At 32.7% G+C, this 25,085-nt stretch carries 22 protein-coding genes; 14 read left to right on the top strand and 8 right to left on the bottom strand.

Going from position 1 to position 25,085, the window contains the following annotated elements; all coding sequences use genetic code 11:
* Positions 1–8: 8 nt before the first annotated feature.
* From ACW5R3_RS07840 to ACW5R3_RS07810, 7 genes are all read right to left on the bottom strand, one after another.
* Entirely contained in the window at positions 9–416 is a 408-nt protein-coding gene (locus ACW5R3_RS07840) for a nuclear transport factor 2 family protein (protein ID WP_456576452.1), read from the bottom strand.
* Positions 417–1,352, bottom strand: a complete 936-nt coding sequence (locus tag ACW5R3_RS07835; protein ID WP_456576451.1) for a UDP-3-O-(3-hydroxymyristoyl)glucosamine N-acyltransferase — start codon at positions 1,350–1,352, stop codon at positions 417–419.
* Positions 1,353–1,354: 2 nt separating this feature from the next.
* Positions 1,355–1,921 (bottom strand): elongation factor P, encoded by a 567-nt coding sequence (gene efp, locus ACW5R3_RS07830; protein WP_456576450.1) that lies wholly within the window; start codon positions 1,919–1,921, stop codon positions 1,355–1,357.
* A gap of 17 nt (positions 1,922–1,938) precedes the next feature.
* Positions 1,939–2,724: an acyl-ACP--UDP-N-acetylglucosamine O-acyltransferase gene (gene lpxA, locus ACW5R3_RS07825; protein ID WP_456576449.1), complete on the bottom strand. Its 786-nt coding sequence runs from the start codon at positions 2,722–2,724 to the stop codon at positions 1,939–1,941.
* 69 nt (positions 2,725–2,793) lie between these two features.
* Positions 2,794–4,203 (bottom strand): bifunctional UDP-3-O-[3-hydroxymyristoyl] N-acetylglucosamine deacetylase/3-hydroxyacyl-ACP dehydratase, encoded by a 1,410-nt coding sequence (locus tag ACW5R3_RS07820; RefSeq protein ID WP_456576448.1) that lies wholly within the window; start codon positions 4,201–4,203, stop codon positions 2,794–2,796.
* Positions 4,190–5,218, bottom strand: a complete 1,029-nt coding sequence (gene lpxD / locus ACW5R3_RS07815) for a UDP-3-O-(3-hydroxymyristoyl)glucosamine N-acyltransferase (protein ID WP_456576447.1) — start codon at positions 5,216–5,218, stop codon at positions 4,190–4,192. The genes ACW5R3_RS07820 and lpxD overlap by 14 nt, the downstream gene beginning before the upstream one ends.
* 25 nt (positions 5,219–5,243) lie before the next feature.
* The gene (locus ACW5R3_RS07810; RefSeq protein WP_456578824.1) at positions 5,244–6,473 is read right to left on the bottom strand and encodes an HD domain-containing protein; all 1,230 of its coding nucleotides are present in this window, start codon (positions 6,471–6,473) and stop codon (positions 5,244–5,246) included.
* Positions 6,474–6,510: 37 nt separating this feature from the next.
* On the opposite strand from ACW5R3_RS07810, the gene porX reads away from it, so the two are divergent.
* The 6 genes from porX to ACW5R3_RS07780 all read left to right on the top strand — a co-directional run bounded on the left by porX (position 6,511) and on the right by ACW5R3_RS07780 (position 11,046).
* Entirely contained in the window at positions 6,511–8,067 is a 1,557-nt protein-coding gene (gene porX / locus ACW5R3_RS07805) for a T9SS response regulator signal transducer PorX (protein ID WP_456576446.1), read from the top strand.
* A gap of 93 nt (positions 8,068–8,160) precedes the next feature.
* Positions 8,161–8,565, top strand: coding sequence for a tRNA (adenosine(37)-N6)-threonylcarbamoyltransferase complex ATPase subunit type 1 TsaE (gene tsaE, locus ACW5R3_RS07800; protein WP_456576445.1), 405 nt, complete (start codon positions 8,161–8,163; stop codon positions 8,563–8,565).
* Positions 8,566–8,745: 180 nt separating this feature from the next.
* A complete protein-coding gene (locus ACW5R3_RS07795; protein ID WP_456576444.1) occupies positions 8,746–8,889 on the top strand; it encodes a hypothetical protein in 144 nt (47 codons plus the stop codon).
* Positions 8,852–9,373, top strand: a complete 522-nt coding sequence (locus ACW5R3_RS07790; protein ID WP_456576443.1) for a hypothetical protein — start codon at positions 8,852–8,854, stop codon at positions 9,371–9,373. The genes ACW5R3_RS07795 and ACW5R3_RS07790 overlap by 38 nt, the downstream gene beginning before the upstream one ends.
* Positions 9,374–9,435: 62 nt before the next feature.
* Complete coding sequence (locus tag ACW5R3_RS07785; RefSeq protein WP_456576442.1) at positions 9,436–10,635, top strand: alanine dehydrogenase; 1,200 nt, start codon at positions 9,436–9,438, stop codon at positions 10,633–10,635.
* A gap of 39 nt (positions 10,636–10,674) precedes the next feature.
* Positions 10,675–11,046, top strand: coding sequence for a hypothetical protein (locus ACW5R3_RS07780; RefSeq protein ID WP_456576441.1), 372 nt, complete (start codon positions 10,675–10,677; stop codon positions 11,044–11,046).
* Positions 11,047–11,102: 56 nt separating this feature from the next.
* Here the strand turns inward: ACW5R3_RS07780 and ACW5R3_RS07775 are convergent, their stop codons facing one another.
* Positions 11,103–14,144 carry a T9SS type A sorting domain-containing protein gene (locus ACW5R3_RS07775; RefSeq protein ID WP_456576440.1) on the bottom strand — a complete coding sequence of 1,014 codons (3,042 nt, stop codon included), beginning with the start codon at positions 14,142–14,144 and terminating at the stop codon, positions 11,103–11,105.
* Between the two features lie 395 nt (positions 14,145–14,539).
* Between ACW5R3_RS07775 and ACW5R3_RS07770 the strand changes: the two genes are divergently transcribed.
* Genes ACW5R3_RS07770 through asnB (ACW5R3_RS07735) form a run of 8 tightly spaced genes read left to right on the top strand, consistent with a single transcriptional unit; the run spans position 14,540 to position 25,079 of the window.
* Positions 14,540–15,673, top strand: a complete 1,134-nt coding sequence (locus ACW5R3_RS07770) for a glycosyltransferase family 4 protein (protein WP_456576439.1) — start codon at positions 14,540–14,542, stop codon at positions 15,671–15,673.
* Position 15,674: 1 nt separating this feature from the next.
* Complete coding sequence (locus ACW5R3_RS07765; protein ID WP_456576438.1) at positions 15,675–16,631, top strand: glycosyltransferase family 2 protein; 957 nt, start codon at positions 15,675–15,677, stop codon at positions 16,629–16,631.
* A 6-nt stretch (positions 16,632–16,637) separates the two neighbouring features.
* The gene (gene murJ / locus ACW5R3_RS07760) at positions 16,638–17,978 is read left to right on the top strand and encodes a murein biosynthesis integral membrane protein MurJ (protein ID WP_456576437.1); all 1,341 of its coding nucleotides are present in this window, start codon (positions 16,638–16,640) and stop codon (positions 17,976–17,978) included.
* 4 nt (positions 17,979–17,982) lie between these two features.
* Complete coding sequence (locus ACW5R3_RS07755; protein WP_456576436.1) at positions 17,983–19,095, top strand: O-antigen ligase family protein; 1,113 nt, start codon at positions 17,983–17,985, stop codon at positions 19,093–19,095.
* 2 nt (positions 19,096–19,097) lie between these two features.
* The gene (gene asnB / locus ACW5R3_RS07750) at positions 19,098–20,948 is read left to right on the top strand and encodes an asparagine synthase (glutamine-hydrolyzing) (RefSeq protein WP_456576435.1); all 1,851 of its coding nucleotides are present in this window, start codon (positions 19,098–19,100) and stop codon (positions 20,946–20,948) included.
* Entirely contained in the window at positions 20,948–22,045 is a 1,098-nt protein-coding gene (locus ACW5R3_RS07745; RefSeq protein ID WP_456576434.1) for a glycosyltransferase, read from the top strand. The genes asnB (ACW5R3_RS07750) and ACW5R3_RS07745 overlap by 1 nt, the downstream gene beginning before the upstream one ends.
* Entirely contained in the window at positions 22,038–23,189 is a 1,152-nt protein-coding gene (locus ACW5R3_RS07740) for a glycosyltransferase (RefSeq protein WP_456576433.1), read from the top strand. Before ACW5R3_RS07745 ends, ACW5R3_RS07740 begins: the two co-directional genes overlap by 8 nt.
* A gap of 3 nt (positions 23,190–23,192) precedes the next feature.
* Positions 23,193–25,079 carry an asparagine synthase (glutamine-hydrolyzing) gene (asnB, locus tag ACW5R3_RS07735; protein ID WP_456576432.1) on the top strand — a complete coding sequence of 629 codons (1,887 nt, stop codon included), beginning with the start codon at positions 23,193–23,195 and terminating at the stop codon, positions 25,077–25,079.
* Positions 25,080–25,085 lie beyond the last annotated feature (6 nt).

The following is a 25,085-nucleotide window of genomic DNA, read 5'->3' as shown; positions in this document are numbered from 1 at the left end:
AAGTGTTTTTAAATTTTATTTTCTGAATCATCATCAAAATCTAATGTTTCCTTATTTGCAGGCTGACTAATTTCATAACCACGATAAATTTTATCCGCTTTTATATGAAAAATACTAATATAATGTGCAATAGGAATTTCTGTATCATCAGACTCTATAGTGCTCGCATACAAGGTACAACGAACTGTAACTACATGATCTTCTTCAAGTAGATGTGTAACATCAAAACGCAAATCATCGTAAGATTCTCTAATACCTTTATAGAAATCAGAAATCCCATTAAAATCTCTTTTAGTAAGACCTTTACTATTGTTCCAATAAACTAAACAGTCCTTATGGTAATAACGTTCTATTAAAGTTGAATCGTTTGCTAAATCTGATTCATAAAACGATTTGATGAGCGCTTTTGGAGTCATTTATCTATTTTTTAATTCGTCAATTAGTTTTGGTAGTTGTTTAATATTAGCCATTTCTTTCATTACAGCTCTTGCTTCCTGAACAGGTGTTCCCCAGTATGTTTTATGACCAGGTATAGATTTGCTAATACCAGATTGCGCATGAACAATTGCTTTTGTGCCAATGGTAATACCGCTAGCACAGCCAACTTGTCCCCATATGGTAACTTCGTCTTCAATAACTACACAGCCAGCGATACCAGTTTGTGAAGCTATTAAGCATTTTTTACCAACCACAGTATCATGACCAATTTGAATTTGGTTATCTAATTTAGAGCCTTCACCAATTGTTGTGTCGCCTGTTACTCCTTTATCAATAGTACATAAAGCACCAATATCCACATGGTCTTCAATAACCACACGTCCACATGATAATAACGGATCAAAACCTTCAGGTCTATTTTTATAATAAAAAGCACTAGCACCTAAAATAGTTCCTGAATGAATGGTTACATTATTACCAATCACGGTATTATCATAAATAGTTACGTTGGCATGAATGATACAGTTATCACCAATGGTTACATTATTACCTATAAAACAATTTGGTTGAATAATTGTATTTGTCCCTATCTTAGCGGATTCTGATACAGCTAACGATGCGGATTGAAATGGTTTAAAATGCTTAGTCAATTTATTAAAATCACGAAAAGGATCATCACTAATTAACAGCGCTTTATTTTCTGGACAACTAACTTCTTTATTAATTAAAACAATAGTTGCTGCTGAATTTAAAGCTTTATCGTAATATTTAGGATGATCTACAAAAACGATATCCCCTGGTTCAACTACATGAATTTCATTCATGCCTAAAACAGGAAAATCAGATGTGCCAACGTAATCAACATCCAATAAGGTTGCTATTTCTTGAAGCGTATGTGGTTTATTGAATTTCACAACTACTCTTTTACACGTTCTTTGTAAGTACCTTTTGCAGTTTCAACTTTAATTTTATCACCTTCATTTATAAAAAGTGGTACATTAACCTCTGCTCCTGTTTCTACTGTTGCTGGTTTTGTAGCATTTGTTGCTGTGTTACCTTTAACCCCTGGTTCTGTTGCAGTTACTTCTAGCACAACACTAGCTGGTAAATCTACCGAAAGTGGCGAACTATCTTCTGTATTAATTAAAACTGTTACCACTTCACCTTCTTTCATTAAATCTGGTCTATCTAAAGACGCTTCTAATAAACGAATTTGAGTATAATCTTCTTGATTCATAAAATGGTAAAACTCACCATCGTTATATAAGAATTGAAACTTGTGAGTTTCTACACGCACATCTTCAATTTTATGACCTGCAGAAAACGTATTATCTAAAATTTTACCAGTTGTAACACTTTTCATTTTAGTTCTTACAAATGCTGGTCCTTTTCCTGGCTTTACGTGTAAAAATTCAACTATTTTATATATATCGTGATTATATCTGATGCATAATCCGTTTCTAATATCTGATGTTGTTGCCATTATTTTTTGTCTTTATTTTAGTTAGATTTGAAGTAACCTTTCATGATACCACGTTGTGAATCTTTAATAAACTGTAAAATTTCATCACGTTCATGAGTTGCTTCCATTTCAGCTTCAATAATTTCAGCTGCTTGAGTATTGTTATAATTTTTTTGATATAATATTCTATAGATATCTTGAATATCTCTAATTTTTTCAGTTGAAAACCCACGACGTCTTAAACCTACAGAGTTAATACCTACATAAGATAAAGGTTCACGTGCTGCTTTAACAAAAGGAGGTACATCTTTTCTAACAAGAGATCCTCCTGTTACAAACGCATGATTTCCAATTGAACAAAACTGATGTACAGCAGTCATACCTGCTAATACTACATAATCACCAACAGTTATATGTCCTGCTAATGTACTATTATTTGAAAAGATACAGTTGTTACCCACAACACAGTCATGAGCTATATGGCAATAAGCCATAATTAAACAGTTATCGCCAATTACTGTTTTCATTCTATCAGTGGTACCACGATTAATGGTTACACATTCACGAATGGTAACATTATCACCAATCTCTACAGTTGTATCTTCGTCTTTATATTTTAAATCTTGAGGTGTTGCCGAAATAACGGCCCCTGGAAAAATATTACAATTTTTACCTATACGTGCACCTTCCATAATGGTAACGTTACTACCAATCCATGTTCCTTCACCAATAATAACATTATTATGAATAGTTGTAAATGGGTCTATAACGACATTTTTAGCAATTTTTGCTCCTGGATGTACGTATGCTAGTGGTTGATTCATTTTATACTAGAATTAATTTATTGGTAAAAGTTTTAGCAAAACTTAAAACTTCCTAATAATTTGTTTTTGTTATTGCTTTACTTTTGAAATTTGCGCCATTAATTCTGCTTCTGCACACAATTTTCCATTTGCATAAGCATATCCTTGCATGTGGCAAATACCACGACGAATAGGTGTAATTAAGTCACATTTAAATATTAATGTATCTCCTGGTACTACTTTTTGCTTGAATTTTACATTATCTATTTTCATAAAGAATGTCAAATAATTCTCAGGATCAGGAACTGTACTTAATACTAAAATACCTCCTGTTTGCGCCATAGCTTCAACTATTAATACGCCTGGCATAACTGGTGCTCCTGGAAAATGACCTGCAAAAAACGGCTCATTCATCGTTACGTTTTTCATACCGATAACTCCAGAATCCGTTAATTCAAATATTTTATCAATTAATAAAAATGGTTGTCTGTGTGGCAACATATTCATTATTTGATTCACATCCATTAAAGGTTCTTGATTCAAATCTATTGTTGGCACATTATTACGACGCTCATTTTTAATAAGTTTACTCATTTTTTTAGCAAACTGCGTATTAACAAAATGACCTGGTTTATTGGCAATTATTTTCCCTTTTATGTGGGTTTTAATTAGAGCCAAATCACCTATAACATCTAACAATTTATGTCTGGCTGCTTCATTTGGGTGATGCAATGTTAGATTGTCTAAAATCCCATTAGGCTTAACGGAAATAGTTTCTTTATTAAATGCAACTTTCAACTTTTCCATAGTTTCTGAGGATAATTCCTTATCTACATAAACAATGGCATTATTTAAGTCACCACCTTTAATTAAACCGTGTTCTAAAAGCGTTTCTATTTCGTGTAAAAAACTAAATGTTCTTGAATCGGATATTTCAGATTTAAATTCCGACATGTTTTTTATAGATGCATTTTGTGTACCTAAAACTTTGGTTCCAAAATCTACCATAGTCGTTACTTGGTATTCTTTTGAAGGCATAACTAAGATTTCACTACCTGTAGACTCGTCTGTATAAGAAATTACATCGGTTACTTCGTAGGCCTCACGAAATGCTTCTTGCTCAACAATACCTGCTTGTTCTATAGCTTCAACAAAAAACTTAGAAGAACCATCCATAATTGGTGGTTCTGCGGCATTCAGTTCTAGAATTGCATTATCAATATCCATTCCTACTAAGGCAGCTAAAACATGCTCGCAAGTTTGAATAGTAACGCCATTTTTTTCTAAACAGGTACCGCGTTGTGTATTGGTTACATAGGTTGCATCAGCTTCAATAACTGGACAGCCTTCTAAATCAATACGTTTGAAAGCAAATCCAAAATTATCGGGTGCTGGTTTAAATGTTAAGGTTACTTCGTTACCTGTGTGTAAACCGACACCGGTTAGAGAAACATCGCTCCCAATAGTTTTTTGTTTGATATTCGTATTAATTATTCCCATCTACTTTTTTTTCTAATTCTATAATATTTTTTACAATTTTAGGTAAATTCTTAAAGTGAACATACGATTTATTCCAATCGCTGTAATTAAATGAAGGAGACCCTTGTAAAACGGCGTTATTTTTTATGTTCTTACCAATACCTGATTGCGCTTGTATTTTGACACTATCACCAATATTTAAGTGACCAGCAATTCCTACTTGACCGCCAATAATACAGTTTTTACCAATTTTGGTAGATCCTGCAACACCTGTTTGTGCTGCAATAACCGTATTTTCACCAATTTCTACATTATGTGCTATTTGAATTTGATTATCCAATTTAACACCTTTACGTATAACGGTAGAACCTAATGTGGCACGGTCTATTGTTGTTGCCGCTCCAATATCAACGTAGTCTTCTAGAATAACATTACCAATTTGTGGCACTTTGTTATACTCCCCTTTTTCGTTTGGTAAAAAACCAAAGCCATCTGCACCAATTATAGCACCCGAGTTAATAACACAATGCTTACCAATTTCGCATTCGGAGTATATTTTAGCACCAGAAAAAACGGTGCTATTATCTTTAATTATAACATTATCACCAATATAACTATTAGGATATATCTTTACATTGTCTCCAATGGTAACATTATTGCCTATATATGAAAAGGCACCAACATAAATATTCGTCCCCATTGTTGCCGATTCAGAAATATGTGTTGGCTGTTCTATTCCTGACTTATTCATTTTTACTTCATTGTAATATTCAAGTAATTTTGAAAAGGCTTTATGGGCGTCATCTACTTTAATTAAAGTAGTTTGGATCTCTTTTTCTGGAATAAAGCTTTTATTAACAATTGTAATAGAAGCTTTAGTGGTATATATATAAGGTGTATATTTTGGATTAGATAGGAATGTTAAAGCTCCTTCTGTACCTTCTTCAATTTTAGATAATTTTGAAACTTCAAGGTTTGGATTTCCTACAATTTCTCCTTCTAAAATACCTGCTATTTGTTCTGCTGTAAAATTCATTGAAAGCAAAAATAGAAAAAATGTCTTACATTTTATCTTTCGGGTAACATATATAATATTTTGTTACCGGTTTTGATAAGGCTTTTAAGTTTAATTGATCGGATGCTTTTACTATATTTTGAATCTTTCCGCCTTGAAACAATACATTAATAGGCTGCTTGTTTTGTTGGTATGCCTGATTTTTTATTTCTCCAGTAAACACAAAATATTTGGCCTCTTTTCTTGAAATATCAAATTTTTCAATTAATTTATTAATATGTTTTTCAAGTTTATCCGTCTTTATTGGATTCTTTTTAAGTTTTACTTTTAATAATTGTCTGTTAATTATCATTTCGCATAAATTCCTCAAAACAAAATCATCGTGATATTGCCATGTTTTCATAGCCATAACAATATCATAATCGTCTAACTTAGAAAATTTATTTAAAGTCGCTTCATCAAAATCATTTAACTGAATATTGTTTTTCAGAAAAAACTGTAATGGTTTACTTGCTTCAAGAACGACTCCTTGCAATGTTAGCTCTTTTGCTCGTTGTAAAACACGCATAAGTAACTGTTCGGCCACTAAACCTGTTTTATGTAAATAAACTTGCCAATACATTAATCGTCTTGCTACCAAGAATTTCTCAATACTATAAATTCCTTTTTCTTCAACAACCAACTCGTCATTTACAACATGTAACATGGTTATTAATCTATCACTATTTATATTACCTTCAGCAACACCGGTATAAAAGCTATCACGTTTTAGGTAATCGGCGCGATCCATATCAAACTGACTAGAAATCAGTGCACACATGAATGGCCTGTGGTATTCACCTTTGAAAATTTCAATAGCCAGCGTTAAACTTCCGTTAAATTCAATATTTAAAACCTCCATGAATTGCAGTGAAATATGCTCATGGGACACCCCATTTACAATACTATGTTCCATAGCATGAGAGAAAGGCCCGTGACCTATATCATGTAAAAGGATTGCTATATTAAGCGCATTTTCTTCTTCTTCAGATATTTCAACACCTTTAAAACGAAGTACTTGAATAGCTTTCTGCATTAAATGCATACAGCCCAAGGCATGATGAAAACGCGTGTGATGTGCACCAGGGTAAACCAAATACGACATACCCATTTGTGATATACGTCGTAAACGCTGAAAGTATTTATGTTCGATTAAATCGAAAATCAACGCATTAGGAATGGTAATAAATCCGTAAATTGGATCGTTAAATATTTTGAGTTTGTTTTTTGTCTGCAAGCTTACTATCATATTATTAATATATAAACAAATATACATGAACCATATAAATATTCTTTGGGTTGACGATGAAATTGACTTATTAAAACCTCATATCTTATTTTTAGAACAAAAAAACTATAAAGTTACTAGTTGTAAAAGCGGTACTGAAGCATTGGAAATTTTAGACGATACTAATTTTGATATTGTATTTCTAGATGAAAATATGCCAGGTTTAACAGGTTTAGAGACATTAAATGAAATAAAAGAAAAACGCGATACGCTTCCGGTTGTCATGATTACCAAAAGTGAAGAAGAATATATTATGGAAGAAGCTATTGGTAATAAAATAGCCGACTACCTAATAAAACCGGTGAATCCAAACCAAATACTATTAAGTTTAAAGAAAAACCTAGACCATTCTAGACTTGTTTCAGAAAAAACCACATCCAACTACCAACAGGAATTTCGAAAAATAGCCATGGATTTATCAATGGTAAATACTTATGAAGAATGGGTGTCGCTTTACCAAAAGCTTATTTATTGGGAAATGCAACTAGAAAACATTGAAGACACCGGTATGTTTGAAATATTAGAGTCTCAAAAAACAGAAGCCAATACACAGTTCGGGAAATTCATTGAAAAAAACTATCCAAACTGGTTTAAGCCCAATACCGACGCTCCTACTATGTCTCATAATTTATTTAAAGACAAAGTAGTTCCGGAAATAAGCAAAGAGCAACCTACACTATTAGTTGTGATAGATAATTTACGATACGACCAATGGAAGGCATTCGAGCCTATTTTAGGCAACTATTACAAAAAACAAAAAGAAGAGGCTTTTTACAGCATTTTACCAACTGCAACGCAATACGCTAGAAATGCCATTTTTTCGGGTTTAATGCCATCGGATATGGAAAAACTACATCCAGATCTATGGAAAAACGACACTGATGAAGGTGGAAAAAACCTACATGAGGAAGCGTTCTTAGAAGCGCAACTTAAGCGTTTAGGTTTGCAGAATTTAAATACAAAATATTTTAAAATCACCAATTTAAAAAACGGCAAACAATTAGTTGACAATTTTAAAACACTAAAAGACACAGATTTAAGCGTGGTGGTTTATAATTTTGTTGATATGCTTTCGCATTCTAAAACAGAAATGGATGTCGTAAAAGAATTAGCATCTAATGATAAAGCCTACCGATCGTTAACTCAAAGTTGGTTTAAAAACTCGCCACTTTTAGAAATGATACAACAGGCCCAACAATTAGGGTTTAAATTAATACTTACTACCGATCATGGTACAATAAATGTTAAAAATCCTTCAAAAGTTATTGGTGATAAGGACACATCATTAAACTTACGATACAAAACAGGTCGTAGTTTAACCTATGAAAACAAAGATGTATTGGTAGCTAAAGATCCCAAAAGTGTTCAGTTACCATCTATTTCCATGAATAGCTCCTTTATATTCGCTAAAAATGATTTGTTTTTTGCTTATCCTAATAATTACAATCATTATGTAAGCTATTATAGAAACACCTATCAACATGGTGGTGTATCCTTGGAAGAAATGATAATCCCATACATCGTAATGTCTCCAAAAACATAAATCCTTGAAACGCAGATATATCCGACGAAATGCAATAGCAATTAGTTATTTCAAAATTTAATTCTTATAATTGTCCTAATAAATTAAGGTACTTTGGTATTAGAATACAGTTTAAACGAATTACATACTGTTGCTGAAACGGTTTTAAAGTCCCTTACCCATAAAGTAGTCCTATTTAATGGGGAAATGGGTACAGGAAAAACCACTTTAATCAAAGCGTTAGTTCTTGCTTTAGATAGTACGGATGATGTAAATAGTCCCACATTTTCTTTGGTTAATACTTACGAAGCACCTAAGACCGATATCTATCATTTTGATCTATACAGATTGAACAATGTTGAAGAAGCCTATGATTTTGGAATTGAAGACTATTTTCAAAGTAATAATTGGCTATTTATAGAATGGCCCGATATTATAATGGAACTTCTACCTGATGAATTTCATAGCATTTCAATAGAGTTGATTAATGAAGAAAAAAGACAACTAACTATAAAATAGGCTATTTTTTATAAGACTAAAAAAACACAAAGTCACCAAACTGGAGCATTTTACGGGAAAACCGTAATCGAAATTTTAAAAAACATCGTTTTTAACATAATTTTAACATTTCGAGCTATTTTGAAATATATTACTCACCTACATTTGGATTATTATTAATTAATTTAATCCCTTAATATTATGAGTACGAAGAAGTATTTTTTAGCAATCGCAATTTTTGGTGGAATGTTGTTTACAGCGGAAGCAGCCAACATTATTGATTTAAATGACCAACAAACAACAAAAATTGAAAAAAGGAAAATCGTGGTTCCAACGCACGGATAATAGAAGTCTTGTAGTAGGTACATTTATTGCTGTATTTATTGCATCAACTCCTTATTTATTTTATTTATATGAAAGTGTTCCAGATGAAAAAATCTGGGACACTTTTTTCTTTACATATAACAGTAAACATTACGGAAGCGCACTTACAGTTGCCTGGACTTTAACAGGTAAATTTGTCCCCCTTTTCTTATTATTCATTTGGTTTTTTACCTGCCGTCATTGGTGGTATCACGTTTTAATTATACCTATCACGATGTATCTGTTTCAGATATTTACGGTTATTAATGATGACATTAGCTACGTGGACAGCAATCAAATACTGTATTTAATACCACTGATTGCTATCGTTGTTCCTTCTATTTACCTAATACGCGCTAAGATGTTTAACAGATTAAATTCAGTTAATAAATCTTTACAAGAACTTGAAGATGAATTTATGATTAAACCAACTACATTTTGGGGGAAAATTAAGCAGTATTTTTAAAAAACATTTTATTCTTTCAGAAATTAATTCGTAATTTGACTTGCACTATAATGCAATAAATTATGTCTAAATCTCTATCTCCCTTCACCAAACAACAACTAATTCCTCAAGAAGAAACACTTGAAGTTTATAAGAAAAAAGGTGAATTATTTATTGGTATCCCAAAAGAAACTGCTTTTCAAGAAAAACGCGTGTGCCTAACACCCGATGCTGTTTCTGCATTAACCTGTAACGGACACCGTATATTAATGGAATCCGGTGCCGGAAAGGGCGCCAACTTTAGCGATAAAGACTACAGTGAAGCTGGTGCTGAAATTACAAATGACACCGCAAAAGTTTATGGTTGTCCCATGATTTTAAAAGTAGAACCTCCTACTCTAGATCAAATTAAACTCATAAATCCTCAAGCCATTCTAATTTCGGCTTTACAATTAAAAACACAAGACAAAAAATATTTTGAAGCTTTAGCTACTAAGCGTATCACAGCTTTAGCTTTTGAATTTATTCAAGATGAAGATGGTGCTTATCCAGCAGTAAGGAGTTTAAGCGAAATTGCAGGAACTGCTTCCGTGTTAATTGCTTCCGAACTTTTAAGCAATGTAAATAATGGAAACGGCTTGCTATTCGGAAACATTAGCGGTGTCCCCCCTATTGAAGTTGTTATTCTTGGTGCAGGAACTGTTGGCGAATTTGCAGCCAGAAGTGCCATTGGTTTAGGAGCAAATGTTAAGGTTTTTGATAATTCAATAACCAAACTACGCTGTATTCAAACCCATTTGGGACGTACCATTTTCACCTCAACGCTACAACCAAAAAATTTAACTAAAGCACTAAAACGTTGTGACGTTGTTATAGGTGCAGTACGTGGTAAAAATCGAGCTCCAGTTATTGTTACCGAACCTATGGTTGAAAACATGAAAAAAGGCGCCGTAATTATAGACGTAAGTATAGACATGGGAGGCTGTTTTGAGTCTAGCGAAGTAACATCGCATAAACACCCTACATTTGTTAAACATGGTGTTACCCATTATTGCGTTCCAAATATACCTGCAAGATACTCAAGATCTGCCTCAATATCAATTAGTAACATTTGTACACCTTACCTATTAAAAATTGCCGAAGATGGCGGTTTAGAAAATTCCTTACGTTTTGACAAAGGTTTAAAAAATGGGTTGTATTTTTACCACGGCATTTTAACCAACAAATCTGTTGGCGAATGGTTCGATTTAAAATATAGCGATATTAATTTATTGATATTTTAAGCGATACCAATATTTAAAAGATCAATAAAAATATATTCTGTGAAATTAATTCAACGCATCGGTTATTACCTTGGTGGTTTTTCAATAGGCTTAGTTATTTTAGCCTTTTTCTTAAGTGGAAAAAACGTTTCTTGCGACTATGGCCCAGAGGCTCGAGTGTTAAAAAATATCAATTCTAAAAAATTAGAATACAACACCACAATTGCTAATCAGCTACAAGAAAAAGCTATTGACAGTAGCACAATCAAAAACATTATAAAACTTGGTAATATCCAATTTTCAAAAAGCGATACCCGTAAAGAACCTTGTGGTATTTACTTTTTAGAAGGTAAAACTGAAAAGTTACATATGGATTTGAAGATTGAAAATTGCGACAGCATTGCAACGATAACCGAAATTATTTGGAAATAAAAAAGCTACCTAAATACATTTAGATAGCTTTTTATTTATAAGACAAATGTAGCTTCCTATTTCAGAAGTATTTTTTTTGTAATTTCCTTATTGTTCACCAAAGCTTTAATTAAAATTAACCCTCTAGGAAAACGGGATACGTCTAATGTTTTCACATCGGTACCACCATTAAAAAACTGCCAAGATTCCGATTGTAATAAACGCCCAAGCATATCATAAATTTTAATTGGTATCTCCGTTGACACACCCTTCACCTTAATTTGTAAATTTTGTGTTGCCGGATTAGGATACACAAGCATTTCTAAGTCCGATACTTCATTAAAATCATCGGTAGACAAACAAGGTGTAATAATAACATTTACATAATCGGTATCCGAATTAACACCATTTGACACAATTACTTCGTAAGTAGCTGTTTCTGTAGGACTAACTACAATTTCAGCTGTTGTTTCACCAGTGCTCCATTCATAAAACAAACCTCCCGAAGCTCTTAAAATGGTTTCGGTATTAGAGGCATCGTTAGCACATAACTCAACATCTTCACCAGCATCTGCATTCACAGCTTCAACAACACTTACTGTTACCGAATTTGTATCCGTACAGCCATTAGCTGAAACACTAACCGTATAAGTGGTATTCATATTTGGTGATACCGAAATTTGTGATGATGTTTCACCAGTGCTCCATAAGTAAGACGCCCCTCCTGCAGCTGTTAAAACAGTATTTTGCCCACTTTCAATTGTAACATCAGCACTCACAGAAGCTACAGGACTAGGTGTTACCGTAACCTTCACTGAAGCCGAATCACTAACACCATCTTCACTTACCTGAACATAATATGTCGTTGTACTACTCGGGCTTACTGTTATTGTTTGAGTAGTTTCACCTGTACTCCATAAATATGCTGATCCTCCTGAGGCGGTTAAAATAGTAGACGTATTTTCGCAAATAGTCACATCCTCTCCTGCAGAAGCTTCAACTACTATCTCTTCAGGAATTACTGTTACAATGACCGAATCTTCTGCGGCACACACACCAGAACTAACGACAACACTATAGGTTGTTGTTTCTATAGGGCTAACCGTGACACTTGATGACGTGGCACCATTACTCCACAAATAAGAATCGCCTCCTGAAGCATTTAATGTAGTACTAGCACCCTCTGTAATGGTTATATCGGTACCTGCGTTTGCATTAGGTAATGGGGTTACATAAACCATAACAGAATCTGTATCTGACAAGACACCATCCGAGACTGTTACGATATAATTTTGTGTTTCCATTGGACTAACTGTTATGCTTTGTGAAGTTTCACCTGTACTCCACACATAATCCGATCCTCCCGATGCTGTTAAGGTAATTGTTTCTCCGTAACATATTGCTACGTCATTACCAGCATCGGCCGTTATGGGGGTGGGCGCTACTGACACGATTACCGTATCTTCTGATGAGCAGCCCTGCCGCATGACTTGAACTTCATAACTTGTGGTTTCGGTTGGACTAACTGTAATACTCGCAGATGTTTCGTTAGTTCTCCATAAATACGAATCGCCTCCCGTAGCCGTTAACGTTACCGTTTCTCCATTTATAATATCAACATCTTCGCCGGCGTCTGCTATCGGTAATTCATTAACCGTTACAGTAACCGTATCGGTTACACTAGCTCCTGAACTATTAGATAGAGTTACCGTATAAGTAGTAGTTTCATTGGGTGTGACTTCAATATTCTGAGTTGTTTCACCTGTACTCCATAAATACTGATCTCCACCAGAACCATAAGCTGTTAAATTTGTAGACTCACCATAACAGATCTCTATATCAGTACCGGCATTCACCATTAAATCCTGAGAATTTTGAGGATACTCTAAAACAAAAGATGGGGAACCACTCTGACTCAAAACATCGGCATCATTCCAATTACTTGCAAACACCATTTTAGTTCCATTCCTATTAGGAACCACCTGTGTTTCATGTAAATACGAAGAAGGCGCAGAATTATGCTTACCATAACGCTCTATAATTCCTGAATCATCTAATTTAATAGCAAAAATTTCAGAAGGTGCAACCGGGTTATTTGGGCAACACTGTTCGCTAATATACGCCCAGCCTGGTCTATTGATATTTTGTGTTGATATGTGACCTCCCCAAATACCACGACCATTGATATAAGGAAATAATTTAGTAACACCACCTCCGTCTAATCGTGCCATGTATAAACTATAATTAGCATTCCACTCACTTTCACCTCCGTACTCAACAATAACCTCATTACCATGTGCATCAACACCTAAATCCCCATGTTCTGTATTGTGATATATATGCTGCTCATTAGTCATATTTATAGCATAAGATTTTATACCTGCCGTTTCACCGGTACCGTTATCTTTATATTGAGCTACAGCAAAACCACCTAATTGCGAAACTGAAAACCAATCTAACTCATTACCATTTCCTCCAATATACTTAGTTCCTGTAACAATATCATTTTGAATATCATAAACCAAAAGTGTCGAGTTATTTCCATTTCTACCTATTAATCCAACATAACGGTCGTTTTTATCTTGATTCCCTTCGCCAAATCCAAAGTTTACAGATTCATATTCATTAAATCTATGCAAAACCGTCCGACTATTTGTATTAACATCATGAGATACAAAAGTATTTCCATCCGTACCATACATAATATTAGGTTGTAAATTAGACCAACGTCCATAACTAGGTATATCACTCCAGTATAAAAACTCATAGGTTTCACCATCTAAAATAGCTGCTGGATAACCTGCTAGCTTAATAAGTGTTTCATTACTATTCCAAGTTTGGTCACGACTATAATTGTGTCTTAAACGTTGCCCAGAAACTCCCATAACGTTTTGATCCGATACTCGAGTTATAAAACTTCCGGATATGGCTTCGGTAAAAGTTTCTAAATAGTTTGGAATTGCCGTTGTTGGCTGTTGATAATTTTGGTAAGTTACATTTGGTAATTGCACTTGTTCAGGATAAGATTGCCCAAACATCATATTTATGGAAAAAACCAAAAATATGCCCTTTATAAAAATTCCTTTATGTAGGAATTTTTTACTATTTCTCTTCTTCATTTACTGTAATTTGCTATTAATCAGTGCGAAACTATGAATTAGACCATAAACTAAAATACTTTTTATGACAAAAATCGATGAAATACATTTTTTTTGTAAGAAAAAAACTAACGAAAATGCATTTTGTAGTATTTTTTGTACTTTTTATCGATTAAAATTCAATATACATATTAATCTAATAAAGGGGATGTTTACAAATATACAATACTTTTATTATTATAATCAACTTATTTGCAACTTGTTACAAATCAATTAAACTTCCCTTATCAAAACTGAAATTTCACAAATTTTGTGCTGTTCATGTTATAAATCCGTCGTTAATCTAATTAATGAAGCTCCTCATCAATTTAAGTGAAAAAATATATACATTTATAATAAGCTATTAATTAAATTTTATGTCTACACTTCATTCCGAAGCTGATAATGAGGTTCTTAAAAAACCTAAAATTGCTTTCGTAATTTCCAGTTTAACATCTGGTGGTGCCGAACGCGTGCTAAGTACATTAGCAAATGCTTTAGTAGAGAATTATCAAGTAACAGTAATAACACTGTACAAAAATAGCCCCTTTTACACTTTAGATAATCGCATAAAACTAATTAGCTGTAAATCCAACTACAATAAGGATATGCGCTTATGGAATTCCATTTCTAACAACCTTTTTATGGTAAAACGTTTATATCAAATTATTAACAAAGAAGAGATTAAAATTGCCATTGGGTTTATGACGAGTACAAATATCTATACAATACTTGCTTGTAAGCTGGCAAAGATCCCAAATATTATAAGCGAACGGACAAATCCCGAATTTGATCCTATATCAACTTTATGGGTTAAATTAAGACGTTACATCTACCCCTATTGCAACAAATTAGTTATACAAACAGATACCACCAAACATTATTACGAAAAATTCCTAAAGCCATCTAAATTAGTAATTATAAAAAACCCTATTTCAAACACCTTACTAAAAAACAGACAATTAAACGCAGAAAAATCCAACACCATCCTTAGTATTGGCCGATTAGATCCGGTGAAAAACCACAACATGCTTATAGAAGCTTTTGCTGAAATAAAACACCCCGAATGGAAACTACAAATTTTAGGAGAAGGACATTTAAAAGGAGAATTGCAACATAAAATAAGGGAATTACAAATTGAAGATCGCGTTGAATTATCAGGAAGTGTATCCGATATACACCATTACTTAAATAGCGCTAGTATTTTTGCTTTTACATCTAATTTTGAAGGGTTTCCTAATTCATTAATTGAAGCTATGGCATTTGGGCTCCCCTGTGTTTCTACAAATTGTCCTTCAGGGCCTTCTGAAATAATAACCGATACGGTTAATGGTTTTTTAACTCCTGTAGGTGATAAAAATACACTAAAACAGAAACTAGAACTTTTAATCACTAATAAAGATTTGAGGAATGGATTTTCAAAAAAAGCAATAGAAAGTAGTCAACAATACGAAACAGAAAACATTTCAAAAGAGTGGCAACATATTATAAATGAGACATTAAATGATTGATATGGATTTACAAAAACTACTCCCATCCTATTCAGTTCAGCCGAATACAACATACGAGTATCGCTTTACTGTTTTTACACCTGTTTACAACAGATCCGGAACTTTAGAGCGTGTTTTTAATTCATTAGAGTTTCAAACCTATAAAAATTTCGAATTAGTTATTATTAATGACGGTTCTACCGATAATTCTCATGAAGTAATTGAAGCTTTAATTGCCAAAGCTTCATTCAGAGTTAACTACATAAACAACACTCATAACAAACATAAAATGGCTTGTTATTTCCAGGCAATTCAAATTGCAAAAGGGGAATTCATATTACCATTTGATTCAGATGACGCTTGTATACCTAAAGCTTTAGAGGTTTTAAATGCCGAATATGAATCTATACCAGATAACCTAAAAACAAAAATAAGCGGCGTTACTTGTATGTGCGAAGACCAAAATGGAAATTTAATAGGCCATCCATTTACTACACAACCTTTTTATAGTAATACGTTCCTATCTCAACGTAAACATGTAGAATCCAATGAAAAATGGGGCTTTACGAAAACTTCTATATTAAGAGGTATACAAATTAACCCAGATGTTTTTAACAAAGGTTATATACCCGAAGGCATTATTTGGGAGCTTATATCAAAAGAAGGTTTTCAAACAAAATACATTAATCAGGTACTACGAATATATTATTTAGATACTGAGAATGCCATTTCAATACAAAACCATAAAAACGATGCTTTTGGAATGGCTATTTATTCCTTAAGCATTTTAAACTGGTTCTTTAAACCCTATTTTTTTAAATACCCAGGACTCTTTATCAAGCGTATCCTTACACTTTTAAGAGCCGCTTACTTTTTAAATTTCAATCTTAAAACCTATATCCAATCTATAAAACCATTTTTATTAAAAGTTATATTCGTTATAGGGTGGCCTTTTAAATTTTTACTTAAAAACAGTTAATAATTAGTGACAATAAAACACATCATAAAATCGACTCTTTATAAACTCCGCAATAATACTACGGTAACGAATATTATTATTGTGGGCTTTATTACTGTATTAGTTAAGTTTTTTGGCTTTTACAAGGAGGTTGTTATTGCGGGTGAATTTGGGCTTTCAGAATTGTTAGATACTTTTTTTATAGCCTTATTATTACCAGGTTTTATCAACGAAGTATTTTTAAGCGCATTTAATGCTGTTTTTATACCAAACTACATAGCTGAAGAAAAAACAAACAAAAACATAGCTGCATTCCAATCTACTAGTTTTGTTGTTACAATAAGTACATCGTTAGTTTTTATGGGTATAGCTTATTTATTTACCGATGTTTTTTTAGAATTATTCTTTTCAGGACACACCCACACTTACTATCAATTGGTAAGCGAACAATTTAATTATCTACTTCCCTGTATTCTTCTTTGGGGACTAACTTCACTAATAAGTGGCTTATTGAATATTTACGGTGAATTCACCTATTCATCCATTTATCCGGTAATTACTTCAATCACGATGATAATTTGTGTTGTTTTTTATAAAGATGATTTAGGTACTAGCGTTTTGGCAATAGGAATGTTAATAGGAAGTATTATTCAGTTAATATTTTTAATATTAATAGCTACTAGAAAAAGTATTTTAAAATTCTCTATACCTGATTTTAAAAGCACAAATGCTATTTTAATGTTTAAGCAAATTCCTGCTAAAATAACTTCAGGTTTTTTAACCGGATTAATTCCGGTAACCGATCAGTATTTTGCGGCACAATTAGTTATTGGCTCTATTGCTGCCTTAAACTACGGCATGAAAATACCCGCATTTTTTACGACCATTTTTATTATTGCCTTAGGAAATGTGTTATTACCTTATTTTTCAAAACTCACTATAGATAACCCTCAAAAATCATTTAAAACATTATACATGCTAAATAAATGGCTATTTATCAGCATTATGAGCATCATGATTATGGCCAGTATTTTTTCAAAAGAAATTATTAGTATTCTTTTTGAACGCGGCAGTTTCACCAGTAACGACACACTGGTAGTAGCTGACATTCAAATTATTTACCTCATTGGTGTGCCATTTATTATTTGTGGAAACCTATTTGTTAAATTCCTTACTAGCATTAATAAAAATGCGTTTATGGCTTATGTGTCACTAGGAAGCATGATTATAAATATCATTTTAGATTTTATACTCATGAAATGGATTGGACTTATCGGTATTGCATTATGCACAACGATTATTCAAGTTTTAAAAATTGCCATTTTTTACAATTACACCAATAAACAAAAACAACTTTTAACAGCTTAGTTCTTTGAAAATACTCAAATACGTCATATTAACCCTTGCTCTGCTAAACACACCAACCTTTAGCTTAGAATATATTGGTGCCACTGTAGGATCAGCTACCAATTTATTGTTATCTGCTAGTGTTCTGATTTATTTCTTTATTTCTGAAAAGACAAAACCAGCTTTCCCTTTTATTGTATTAGGTATAGTATTTTTCAGTTTTACAGCTTTTCAATATTCCGGTGATACCGCCGAATTCATAAAAGACGCCTTACGTTATTTTGTATTTATAGTATGTGCAAATGAAGTTTCTAAAAACACTAGCACAAAAGAGCTACTAATATTTCTTATTATAGGCGCCATAAGTATTGCTGTAAATGCTATTGTTTTTCCAGATGCTTTTGGTCGGTATAGTGGCTTTTATATAAACCCCAATAAAGCCGGCTTTATTTGTTTGTTTGGATTTGCATTGTCCTACATTATTAAAGACTACAAGTTTAAGCTTGCTATACAGTTTGTTTGTATAATCTGTGGAATATTCACGCTATCAAGATCCTTTATCTTATTTTTAGTACTAATCAATTTACTCTCACTGTTTGCAAACAAGAAAAACGTACAAACACTTGCCGTTGGAGCTGGAGCTTTAGTTATTATACTTACAGCCTCTACCCTTCAACTAAACAAAGATCGCTTTGCCGCATTGCACAGTTTATTTGGTAATAATGATGAAATAGCAACCCAAACTATAACTGAAGGTTCAAGAGATGAAACTTGGGCCTATTTCTCTGAAATTATAACCAATAACCTCATCATGGGCTCAGGCTATAAAACCATGCGAGGTGGCTCTAATTTAGTTTCTATTGGTTACGGAGTTCATAACACCTTTTTAATGGCATTAGGAGAAGCTGGAATTCTAGCGTTTTTAATTTTATTACTAATTTATAGCTCCATATCTATCCAAAGTTTCAGGATATTTAAAGAGCATCAAGAGTATCTTTATTTGACAGTTGCTTTAATAGGCTACCTTATGGTTTCTCATAATTTTTTTGAAAAATACGACGTGCTTTTTATATCCATTTGGCTCTATAATAAATTACAAGAAGACGAATTGCTAACTTCAGACCTAAAAACAGATTAGTTATGTGTGGAATATATGGATCTACAATAAATTATACCGCTAAACAAGTACAAGACAAGTTGGAACGCACTAAGTTTAGAGGCCCGGACAAATTAGGTTTTAAGTTTATTGGAAAGCTTGAAACTCCTATTGTTTTTGGTCATAATCGTTTGGCTATTATTGATATTGACGAACGCTCTAACCAACCGTTTACTTTTCAAGACAGCATTCACATTGTTTTTAATGGTGAAATTTATAATTTTCAAACCTTAAAAAAACAACTTAAAACAGCTGGATACACCTTTCACACAACAAGCGACACCGAAGTACTTTGTGCCGCATACATGGAATATGGCGAGGACTGTGTTAATCATTTAGATGGGATGTTTGCCTTTGTAATATATGATGAACAAGCAAACAAGTTTTTTGGAGCCAGAGACCGTTTGGGCAAAAAACCATTTTACTACTACCATAAAGGTAATAAATTTGAATTCTCAAGTCAGTTATCAAGTATTCAACTACACCATGAGCACCTTACCATATCTAACCGTGCTATTAGCTATTATTTAGCTTGGGGAGCTGTACCAGATCCTTATTCAATATTTAATGAAATTAAAAAACTAAAAGCAGGTCATTGTTTTTCACTTGATTTAAAAACATTCGAATTTAAAGACCGTGCTTATTGGGATATTTCACCTGAAAATAACAATCCATACCAAGGGGATTATAATACAGCTGTTAATTCTCTAGATGGATTAATTAGAAATGCCGTTTCAGCACGCTTATTTGCTGATGTTCCTGTTGGGGTTTTCCTTTCTGGTGGTGTAGATTCGTCTGTAGTTGCAGCTATAGCAACACAAACTACAACAAGTAAAGTAAAAACCTTTTCAGTAAAATTTAATGAAAAAGGATTTGATGAAAGTATTTACGCTCAAAAAGTAGCCAATCACCTTCAAACCGATCACCATATCATAGAATGTAATTACAATGAAGGTTTAAGTTTAATTGATAATTTCTGTCAGTTTTACGATGAACCTTTTGCGGACTCATCAGCAATTCCCTCAATGTTATTAGCAAAACACACCCGAAAGCATGTAACGGTTGCATTATCTGGTGATGGTGGTGATGAAAGCTTTATTGGTTACGAGCGCTACAAATGGATGAAACAGGTAGCACTACTCTATAAACCCCCTAGTGTATTAAGGAAAACCATTGCTAAGACTGCTGAATTAATGCCAAATTACAAATTAAAAATGATTGGTAAAGGACTTCAGTTTAAAGACATTAATTCGCTTTATATCGCTTCTGTTACGGGCGTAAATATGTCTTGGCTAAAATCTGATTATAACTATACTGATATCTCTGAAAAATCTTATCTTTTTCATACCTCTAAAAATCTTTTTGAAAGGTTAACCGACTTTGATATTAAAACCTATTTAAACTGGGACATCAACACAAAAGTAGATCGGGCCACTATGGCTTTCTCTTTAGAAGCTCGCGCACCTTTAATGGATCATCACATTATAGAATTTGCACAAACCCTACCAACTAGTTATAAGTATAATGGAAGCTCTCAAAAGCGTATTTTAAAAGATGTATTATATCAATACGTTCCCGAAGCTATATTTAACAGACCTAAAGCAGGTTTTACCATGCCTTTTGCTGAATGGTTTAAAAATGAACTAAAAGAATATGTCTTAACAGAACTAAACCTAGCAAGCTTAAAGCAAATACCAAACATAGATGCTGATGAAGTTCACAAGATGATTCAACAACACATGAATGGCAGTTGGAATCGCTATCCGTTAATTTGGAAACTCCTTGTATTAAAACAATGGTTAAATACGAACGGAAAAGGTTACCTTATAAAATAATGACTAACAAAAAAATAAATATTGTCTTTGTATTACCATCACTAGCTGCAGGTGGTGCTGAACGTATATTATCTTATGTAGCACAAAACCTAGATGTTAATCAATTTAAAGTAACGCTATTAGTTACTGGTTTTGAAAAAGATACCGTTTACAAAATGAACGGCTTACACATTAAATATTTAAATAAAACACGCGTACTAAAAGCATTTGGAAGTCTGTTTAATTATTTCAAAAAACACAAACCCGATATTGTTGTTAGCTCTATTTTTCATTTAAACACCATGATTGCTAGCATGGCTCCCTTCTTTAAGAAAACTAAATTTGTTTCACGAGAAGCCAATGTATTATCGGTTTTAGATAAACATAACCCTAGCACCAATGCTATATTTATTAAATACTTAATAATTATTGCCTATAGATTGGTTGACTGTGTTATTTGTCAATCAAAGGATATGCAAAACGATATGGTTAGTAACTATAGCGTACCAAAATCTAAAACAGTTTTAATAAATAATCCGATAACTAAAAATTTTAAAGTCAAACCTAAAAACCAAAATACAAACCATCCATTACAGCTAATTACAATTGGACGACTAAGTAAAGAAAAAGGACATGACCGGTTAATAAAAGTCCTTTCGGAAGTCAACTTCCCTTTTAATTACACCCTTATAGGGTCGGGTAATGAAAAAGATAGTATTTTTGAACAACTGACAAACAGCAACTTACACAATAAAACAACATATATTAATTATACTAGTGAAGTTGAAAAGTATTTAGCAGCTAGCGATGTTTTTTTACAAGGTTCTTATGTTGAAGGATTCCCTAATGTTTTAATTGAAAGTTGTGTTGTAGGGACACCTGTTTTAGCTTTTAACGCCCCTGGAGGCTTAGATGAAATTATTGAGTCAGGTAAAAATGGTTTTGTAGTAAACAATAGCAAGGAGTTTTTAGAACAGTTAAACCAAATACATAACAAAAACCCGTTTATACCTGATATAGTAAGCAAAACGGTAAAGGATAAATTTAATAGCACAAAAATTATTAATGAATACACAGCCTTATTTTTAAACCTTTTTCATAATAAGAAGTATGACTGAAAAACGAAAAATTGCGCTATTTGTTTCTGCTATAGGATATGGAGGAGCCGAAAAAGTTGTCAGCTTGCTTCTTCAAGAGCTTACAAAATATTTTGACGTGACTTTAATTTTAATGTACAACGAAATTAAACTTCCCATACATAAAGACGCTAAAGTTATTATTCTTTCAAATTTAGATGAAACCTTTAAAACATCAGTTACAGATAAATTTAAAGATTATTTAAAGTTTATATTTAAATACAAGCAAGTATTAAAAGAAGAAAACATTGATGTAGCACTATCTTTTTTGGTTCGTCAAAACATCATGAACGGCATCGCTAAGCTTTCAAATCCAAGTTTAAAAACAATTATAAGCGAACGGTGCTTCCCTTCTATTATGTATAAAAATGGGAAGTTTACCAATATTCTCACCAAACTATTAATTCCTTATTTTTATAATAAAAACGACAAGTTATTCTCGAATTCCACTTATATAAACCAAGATTTAATTGAACACTATAAACTAAAAATAGACACATCTGTTATATACAATCCTATTAAAACCACCATTACAAAACCCCAAATTACAAGTTATACATCAAATAATGACTTTAAGGTTATTACCGTAGGCCGGTTAATACCTGTAAAAAATCAAGAGAGTATAATAAAAGCTATAAGTAAACTAAAAAAGAGTCATTTAGAAATTTACGGCGATGGCTTTTTACATGACAGCCTCGTTTTATTAACTAAGGAATTACAAGTTACCAACCGTGTACATTTTAATGGTAATGTAAACCAAATTAAAACTCACATCATTAAAGGACACTGTTTTGTTCTAAGTTCTTTAACTGAAGGCTTCCCAAATGTTGTTTTGGAAGCCATGTCTGTTGGACTTCCCGTAATATGCACCAATTGCATGTCCGGTCCTTTAGAACTTCTAAACGACAATAAAAACGTCTCAATACCTCGTGGAGGTTTTATAAAAGCAGCATATGGCATTTTAGTTAATGTAAACGATGAAATAGGTCTTGCTAACGCCATTACATACCTGAAGGAAAATCCCGAAATGAGACAAAAATATAGTAACTTAAGCTTTGAACGTGCTAAAAATTATGATGTAGTAAGAATAGGCCTTCAAGTAAAAAAACTAATAGATAGTATTTAAATTATGTGTGGAATAAACGGCTTTATTAAACCTTTAAATATAACTGAAGAAGACACTTTATTTCTTCTAAAGAAAATGAATCAGGCTATTATTCATCGTGGTCCTGATGACTCTGGTTTCTATTATAGCCATTCCAATAATTCTACAGTAGCTATGGCTATGCGAAGGCTTTCAATTATTGATTTAGAAAACGGAAAGCAACCTATTACAAATCAAGAAAATAACATCACAATTGTTTTTAATGGCGAAATTTATAATTACAAAAAACTACGAGCAGAATTAGAAGCAAAAAACATTATTTTCAACACTAAAAGTGACACCGAAGTTATTCTAAAACTATATGAATTAGAAGGCGAATCTGCATTTAAAAAACTAGACGGCATGTTCGCTTTTAGCATCCATGATAAAAACCAAAATAAACTTATAATTGCGCGTGATTTTTTTGGTGAAAAACCCCTTTATTATACCCAAAATGAATCGGGATTCTACTATGCTTCCGAATTAAAATCTATAATAGAAGTACTACCTAATAAACCTCATATTTCTAAAACCGGCTTAAACCTATTTTTTAAACTTACTTATATTCCGGCACCCTATTCTATTTATGAGAATATCCACAAACTAGAAGCCAACCATTATATTAGTTATGATTTAGAAAACCACTTGTTTTCTATAAATGAAATTGAAAAGCAAGAAAAGGATTCTCGTGTTTTTAATTTTGAAAGTGCAAAAGCAGAATTACGTCATTTAATGACTAAAAGTATTGAAAGTCGAACAGTTAGCGATGTTTCTATTGGAACGTTCTTATCTGGTGGTGTCGACTCCTCAATTGTTAGCCTCGGCTTATCACAATTATCGAATTCTAAAATTGACACCTTTTCAATAGGGTTTGATAAAGCTTCTTTTGATGAAACCGATAAGTCTCAACTAGTTGCCAAGCAAATTAACAGCAATCACCATGAGTTTATAATTTCGGAAGCAGATATAAAAAAACATATTGATACTATTTTACTAAATTTCGATGAACCTTTTGCTGATTCCTCTGCCTTACCAACTTATTTGGTATCTAAAAAAACTTCCGATTATCTAAAAGTTGCTTTAACTGGTGATGGTGGAGACGAAGTTTTTGGAGGCTATAATAAGTATTACATGGGCAACCTTAACAACACCTACACTAATCTAATGCCACAAATAATTCATAATAACATAAAACCGACACTTAGTAAATTACTAACAACAAAAGATGATAATCGAGGTAAACGGTTTAAGTTGAAAAAACTACTGCATGCCATTGATTATACGGGTGAAAATTATTGGAACATTATTTCATTAGGTTTTGAGAACGAGAGTAAGCAACTATTAAAACCTGAACACACTCACCCAACCCCTTTTGCTTATTATAAATCACAAATAAGTAAACCTAAATCTCTACATGATTATCGTGAGATTGATAGACTGGTTAGCCTAGAGGGAGACATGCTAGTTAAAGTAGACAGAACAAGTATGTTAAGCTCTTTAGAATGTAGAGCACCTTTTTTAAATAAATCGTTATGGAGATTTGCAAATAGTCTACCTGAATCTTTTTTATTAAAAGGCTACAATAAAAAATACCTTTTAAAAGAAGCCTACAAACATGAGTTTCCTGAAGGTTTTTTAGAAAAATCAAAAAAAGGGTTCATTGTACCTGTTGGAGACTGGTTAAGAGGCTCTTTACGCTTAGAACTTGAAAGTTATATTGATACAAAATTATTAAACAAACAAAACCTTTTTAATAACAACTATATAAGACCATTAGTTCAAAATCATATTTCAGGGAAAGAAGATAATAGTTACAAGGTATGGACATTCTATACCTTTCAAAAATGGTATTTTTCAACTTATAATCAATAAAATTTT

It is taken from the genome of Algorimicrobium bowmanii, from assembly GCF_054031195.1.
Note: the sequence above shows the minus strand (reverse complement) of the source record. Positions and strands in the feature narration are given on the sequence as shown.

Excerpts from the sequence above, each read along its gene's own strand:
- ACW5R3_RS07840 (WP_456576452.1), bottom strand. The coding sequence starts at position 416 with ATGACTCCAAAAGCGCTCATCAAATCGTTTTATGAATCAGATTTAGCA.
- efp (WP_456576450.1), bottom strand. The coding sequence starts at position 1,921 with ATGGCAACAACATCAGATATTAGAAACGGATTATGCATCAGATATAAT.
- lpxA (WP_456576449.1), bottom strand. The coding sequence starts at position 2,724 with ATGAATCAACCACTAGCATACGTACATCCAGGAGCAAAAATTGCTAAA.
- ACW5R3_RS07820 (WP_456576448.1), bottom strand. The coding sequence starts at position 4,203 with ATGGGAATAATTAATACGAATATCAAACAAAAAACTATTGGGAGCGAT.
- lpxD (WP_456576447.1), bottom strand. The coding sequence starts at position 5,218 with ATGAATTTTACAGCAGAACAAATAGCAGGTATTTTAGAAGGAGAAATT.
- porX (WP_456576446.1), top strand. The coding sequence starts at position 6,511 with ATGAACCATATAAATATTCTTTGGGTTGACGATGAAATTGACTTATTA.
- ACW5R3_RS07795 (WP_456576444.1), top strand. The coding sequence starts at position 8,746 with ATGAGTACGAAGAAGTATTTTTTAGCAATCGCAATTTTTGGTGGAATG.
- ACW5R3_RS07785 (WP_456576442.1), top strand. The coding sequence starts at position 9,436 with ATGTCTAAATCTCTATCTCCCTTCACCAAACAACAACTAATTCCTCAA.
- ACW5R3_RS07775 (WP_456576440.1), bottom strand. The coding sequence starts at position 14,144 with ATGAAGAAGAGAAATAGTAAAAAATTCCTACATAAAGGAATTTTTATA.
- ACW5R3_RS07770 (WP_456576439.1), top strand. The coding sequence starts at position 14,540 with ATGTCTACACTTCATTCCGAAGCTGATAATGAGGTTCTTAAAAAACCT.
- ACW5R3_RS07765 (WP_456576438.1), top strand. The coding sequence starts at position 15,675 with ATGGATTTACAAAAACTACTCCCATCCTATTCAGTTCAGCCGAATACA.
- asnB (WP_456576435.1), top strand. The coding sequence starts at position 19,098 with ATGTGTGGAATATATGGATCTACAATAAATTATACCGCTAAACAAGTA.
- ACW5R3_RS07745 (WP_456576434.1), top strand. The coding sequence starts at position 20,948 with ATGACTAACAAAAAAATAAATATTGTCTTTGTATTACCATCACTAGCT.
- ACW5R3_RS07740 (WP_456576433.1), top strand. The coding sequence starts at position 22,038 with ATGACTGAAAAACGAAAAATTGCGCTATTTGTTTCTGCTATAGGATAT.
- asnB (WP_456576432.1), top strand. The coding sequence starts at position 23,193 with ATGTGTGGAATAAACGGCTTTATTAAACCTTTAAATATAACTGAAGAA.